Source organism: Allosediminivita pacifica (assembly GCF_003054175.1).
Taxonomy (GTDB): domain Bacteria; phylum Pseudomonadota; class Alphaproteobacteria; order Rhodobacterales; family Rhodobacteraceae; genus Allosediminivita; species Allosediminivita pacifica.
In genome coordinates this window covers 1-2,944 of sequence record NZ_QBKN01000062.1, presented here as the reverse complement: position 1 = coordinate 2,944, position 2,944 = coordinate 1, and the positions used below count along the sequence as shown (strand labels likewise).

Sequence of the window (2,944 nt, the reverse complement as noted above, 5' to 3'; positions counted from 1 at the left end):
TTCTCGGCCCATGCGGCGAGGCAATCGGCATCGCTGGAAGCGGCCTCGCCAAGCTGCTGGCACCGGCGCAGCGTAGCGCGGAGAGGATCGGCAGACGGCTGGAGCGCGGGCGCGGTGCTGGCCGGCACGGGAGCCTCCTTGCGTGTCATCTCGATCACCGTGGCTGCGATCGCGATCGCCACGAACACGATGGCCGCGATCCGGGCCAGCACCTTCCCCTCCATCGTCTCCCCCTCCCGGCCTCAGTTGAACATCTGCGCGTTACCGGGCTGGTAGCCCGAACCCGGCGTCAGGAAGCGCTCGCGCTGGATGCGGCCCTGTTCCGCAGCAGTGGCGCGCTCGGCCTCGGTCAGCGCATTGGCGCGGCCGTTTGCCGAGATCACCGCGATCAGGTCCGAGAGCTGCTGCGATTGCAGTGCGAGGAGCTGGTTGCCCGCCTGTGTGGCCTGAAGAGCACCGACCGCGTTCTGGCTCTGCCCTACAAGTGCAGACATCTCTGCGCGGTTGGCATCGATATTGCCGACGACACCTGCCTGCACGCGCATCGCATCCTGGAGGCCACCGACGGTGTTCTCCCAACGGGACCGGGCCTCGGCGATCAGTTGCTGGTCGGTCGCCGTCAGGGAAAGGTTGCCATAATCCTGCTGGAACATCTGGTCGATGCTCTGCACGTCGAAGGCGATGTTCTGCGCCTGCGCCAGGAGTTGCTGTGTGCGGCTGACGTTCTGCTGGATCTGCTGGAGCGCGGAATACGGCAGGTTGGCGAGATTGCGCGCCTGGTTGATCAGCATCTGCGCTTCGTTCTGGAGCTGTGCGATCTGGTTGTTGATCTGCTCCAGAGCGCGCGCCGCGGTCAGGAGATTTTCGGCGTGGTTGGTCGGATCGTAGACGATGAAAGGCCCCCCGCCGATGCCGAAGAGCGCCTGCGCAGGCGGCGCTGCGATGGGCGACATGGCCATGGGCATCGCCAGCGCGAGGGCGAGCAGCGAAGTGCCCGCGGACCGAAACGTAATCTTGCGTGTCATGGTGTGACTTCCTTTTCTTCAAGGTCGATGTCGGCGTCCTCAACAACAGCGGAGGCCGGAGATGCCCCCTCTGCGTCGATGGCGAGATTGGTGAGGTCGGGGATCAGGTCGGCGGCCCAATCGAGGCCATGCGCCTTCAGCCAGGCGGCGAGGAAGCCGTCTTGGCCGTGCCCGGCGCAGATCTCGGCAATCAGCGCCTGATCCGATTTGGACGATGCCGCGCAGAGTGCCAGTCCGACATCGCTGAGACCCAGCTCGAACAGCCGGTTGCCGCGCCGCGACTGGCAGTAGTAGTCGCGTTTGGGCGTGGCCCGCGCGAGGATCTCGATCTGCCGGTCATTTAGGCCGAAGCGGCGATAGATGGCCGTAATCTGCGGCTCGATGGCCCGCTCGTTGGGCAACAGGAGCCGTGTCGGGCAGCTTTCGATGATCGCAGGCGCGATGGTACTGCCATCAATGTCGCTAAGGCTCTGCGTCGCGAAGATCACCGAGGCGTTCTTCTTCCTCAGCGTCTTCAGCCATTCGCGGAGCTGCTCCGCGAAGGCATCGTCATCGAGCGCGAGCCAGCCCTCGTCGATGATGAGCAGCGTGGGGCGTCCATCGAGCTGATCGCCGATCCGGTGGAACAGGTATGAGAGGACGGCGGGCGCCGCGCCGGTTCCCACCAGCCCCTCGATCTCGAAGGCCTGCACATCCGCCGATCCCAGCTGTTCGGTCTCGGCATCGAGCAGCCGGCCATAGGGTCCACCCACGCAGTATGCGCGCAACGCCTGCTTCAGATCGTTGGACTGCAGCAGGACCGCGAGGCCGGTCATGGTCCGCTCGCCCACAGGGGCCGAGGCCAGCGAGGTCAGTGCCGTCCAGATATGTTCCTTCACATCCGGAGTAATCTGGATGTTCTCGCGCGTCAGGATGGCAACGATCCAGTCGGCCGCCCAGGCACGCTCCGACGTCTCGTGAATGCGGGCCAGCGGCTGTAGCGAGACGGAACTCTCGTCCGCGTCGGTCAGCTCTCCGCCGAGGTCATGCCAGTCGCCGCCCATGGAAAGCGCGGCGGCGCGAATAGAACCGCCGAAGTCGAAGGCGAAGATCTGGCTGCGCGAGTACCGCCGGAACTGAAGCGCCATCAGTGCCAGTAGCACGGACTTACCCGCGCCGGTCGGGCCGACGACGAGCGTGTGCCCGACATCCCCCACATGCAGAGAAAACCGGAACGGGGTGGAGCCTTCGGTCCTGGCGTAGAGCAATGGAGCGTCGCCGAAATGCTTGTCCTGCGCCTCGCCCGCCCAGACCGCCGAGAGCGGGATCATATGGGCGAGATTCAATGTGCTGATCGGTGGCTGGCGGACATTGGCATAGGCATGTCCGGGCAGACTACCAAGCCAGGCATCGACCGCATTGACCGTCTCGACCATGACGCTGAAATCGCGGGACTGGACGATCTTCTCGACCAGCCGCAGCTTCTCGTCGGCGCGGCGAACGTCCTCGTCCCAGACCGTGATCGTGGCCGAGACATAGGCCATGCCAGCCAGATCAGCGCCGAGTTCCTGCAGGGCGATATCTGCGTCAGCGGCCTTGTTCGCGGCATCGGTATCGACCAGCGCGGATTGCTCGTTGGTCATCACCTCCTTGAGGATCGCGGCGATGGACTTACGTTTGGCAAACCACTGACGGCGTATCCGGGTCAGCAGCTTCGTCGCATCCAGCTTGTCCATGAGGATGGCCCGGGTCGACCAGCGATAGGGAAAGGCCAGCCGGTTCAACTCGTCGAGCAGGCCCGGGGTCGTGGCGCCGGGAAAGCCGGTGATCGTCAGGACGCGGAGATGATGATCGCCCAGACGCGGCTCCAGCCCACCGGCCAGCGGCTGGTCGGGCAAGAGCGCGTCGAGATAGACCGGCACCTCGGGCACGCGCACGCG

At 65.1% G+C, this 2,944-nt stretch carries 3 protein-coding genes; all 3 read right to left on the bottom strand.

Annotated elements, in window-relative coordinates:
• Positions 1-224: putative entry exclusion protein TrbK-alt (gene trbK-alt, locus C8N44_RS22580; protein WP_107978947.1), on the bottom strand; the 224-nt coding region annotated here is incomplete at its 3' end.
• Positions 225-242: 18 nt separating this feature from the next.
• The gene (trbJ, locus tag C8N44_RS22575; protein WP_085816336.1) at positions 243-1,025 is read right to left on the bottom strand and encodes a P-type conjugative transfer protein TrbJ; all 783 of its coding nucleotides are present in this window, start codon (positions 1,023-1,025) and stop codon (positions 243-245) included.
• Positions 1,022-2,944, bottom strand: a 1,923-nt coding sequence (trbE, locus tag C8N44_RS22570; RefSeq protein WP_107978946.1) for a conjugal transfer protein TrbE, incomplete at its 5' end; no start/stop codon positions are given. The genes trbJ and trbE, both read right to left, overlap by 4 nt.